The following is a 2038-nucleotide window of genomic DNA, read 5'->3' as shown; positions in this document are numbered from 1 at the left end:
GCCGCACTACCACCAGCCGCCGCACCACCGCCGCCAGCCGCGCCACCCGGGGACTGCGGCCGCCTCCGGTGCAGGACGATCCCGTCGGCCGCCTCGTCGACCGGGGCCGGCGCGGCCGCGCCGCGGGCCACGATCCGCTCCGTCACGACCGGCGGCCGGCCCTCGAGCGCGGCGAGGGCGGCGACGCGCCAGGTCGCCGGCCGACGCGTAGCGCTGGTCGGGGTCGATCGCCATCCCGCGGGCGACGACGGCGTCGAATCCCGCCAGTCCCGGGTCCAGGCGGCTCGGCTCGGGACGCGGCGCGTGGACGTGGCGGTAGAGCTTGGTCGCGGTCTGGCCGTCGAACGGCGGGCGGCCGGTCAGCAGCGTCCACAGCATCGCCGCCAGCGCGTAGACGTCGGCACGTCCGTCGACGTGGCCGTGGGCGATCCGCTCCGGCGCCAGGTAGTCGACGCTGCCGACGACGACCCCGGTCGCGGTCAGGTCGTCGGCGTCGCCGACCTCCTTGGTCAGGCCGAAGTCGGCCAGCAGCGCCCGCCCCGCGTCGCCGTCCTCGATCAGGACGTTGGCCGGCTTGACGTCGCGGTGGACGAGCCCCGCCGCGTGCGCGTGGTCGAGGCCGGCCGCGACCTGCTCGATCACCCGGACCGCGGCCTCCGGCGTCAACCGCCCGCCCTCGGCGGCTCGCAGCCGGCGGCTCAGGTCCTGCCCGTCGACGTAGCGCATCGCCAGCCACGGCCCCGCCTCGTGGACGCCGGCGTCGTAGACGGCCACCACGTTCGGGTGGTCCAGCCGCGCCGCCAGCCGGGCCTCGCGCTCGAACCGCTCGCGGAAGGCGGGGTCCTCGGCCAGCGCCGCGGTCACGATCTTCAGCGCCACCGGGCGCCGCAGCGACAGATGCTCGGCCAGGTAGACCGCGCCCATCCCCCCGCGGCCGATCGGTCGCTGGATCCGGTACCCGTCGACGATCTCGCCTGGTCGCAGCTGCACGTGGCCTCGCGGGGAGGGCTATCAGACCGGCCTCGGCGCCGCGCGGATCGTGCCGCGGGCGAGCGATCAGGTGCCGGTCGGGATCTCGTAGATCGTGCCGTCGTAGCCGCCGCGGTAGAGGTGCCCGGCGGCGAACCCGCTCGCGCCGCGGCCGAACGCGACCGAGGTCGACTGCGGCATCCCGCCCGCCAGCCGGCAGACCGAGCCGCCGCCGGTGACCCGCCAGACCTCGCCGGCCAGGAACGCCGCCACCACCGGCTGCCCGGTCGGGTCGATCGTCAGGCCGTCGGGGAAGCCCAGCAGGTCGAGCCCCTTCGCCGTCGCGTACGGCCGGACCCGGTACGGCGGATCGAGGCTGACCCGCGAGACGCCGGCGCCGAGCAGGCTGCGCGTGACGAACAGCTGGTGGCGGGCCGCGTCGACGGCGATCCCGTTGGCGGTCGGCACCGACGCCCAGGCCCGCCGGACCCGGCCGTCGGGCGCGATCCGATCGACCGCACCGTCGTAGAGGCTGGTCGCGTAGACGTTGCCGGCGTCGTCCCGGGTGACCCCGTTGGCCATTCCCAGCTTGCCGGCCACGCTCGTCACGGCGCCGGTCGCGGGGTCGACCCGCACGACCCCGGCCCGCGGCAGCAGCGCCGCGAGCAGGGCGGCCTGACCGTTGCCCGTGCCGACCAGCAGCGTCCCGTCGGCCTGGACGACGATCCCGCCCGGAGCGGCGACGGCGGCGATCACCCGCGGCGCCTCACCGGGGCGATCGATCCGCAGGACCCGCCCCGCCCCGCTGTTGTCGCTCAGGTACAGGCGGCCCTGGGGGTCGACGGCGAGCGCCTCGATCGACCCGCCGGTGCGGGCGACCGGGGTCGGGGCGCCGGTCACGCCGGCGCAGCGCGGCGCGGCCGTCGCCGTCGTCGCACCGCCCAGCAGCGCGGCCGCCGCCGTCGCGACCGCCACCGCCCTGTGCCCGATCCGTGCTCTCCCGCGGCCACGCTCCCCCATGGCGGGCGAGCCTACCGGCGGTCGGGTTCGGCGTGCGATCGCCCGGTCC

At 77.4% G+C, this 2038-nt stretch carries 2 protein-coding genes; both read right to left on the bottom strand.

The window, feature by feature from the left end; all coding sequences use genetic code 11:
• Positions 1–6 precede the first annotated feature (6 nt).
• The gene (locus PAI11_RS04755) at positions 7–990 is read right to left on the bottom strand and encodes a serine/threonine-protein kinase (protein ID WP_007571387.1); all 984 of its coding nucleotides are present in this window, start codon (positions 988–990) and stop codon (positions 7–9) included.
• Between the two features lie 66 nt (positions 991–1056).
• Positions 1057–1989 (bottom strand): SMP-30/gluconolactonase/LRE family protein, encoded by a 933-nt coding sequence (locus tag PAI11_RS04750; RefSeq protein ID WP_081488262.1) that lies wholly within the window; start codon positions 1987–1989, stop codon positions 1057–1059.
• Positions 1990–2038 lie beyond the last annotated feature (49 nt).

Origin of the sequence: Patulibacter medicamentivorans (genome assembly GCF_000240225.1) — a bacterium.
In the GTDB taxonomy this organism is placed as follows: domain Bacteria; phylum Actinomycetota; class Thermoleophilia; order Solirubrobacterales; family Solirubrobacteraceae; genus Patulibacter; species Patulibacter medicamentivorans.
The sequence above is the reverse complement of the archived record's forward strand: the minus strand, read 5'-3'. Positions and strand labels throughout refer to the sequence as shown.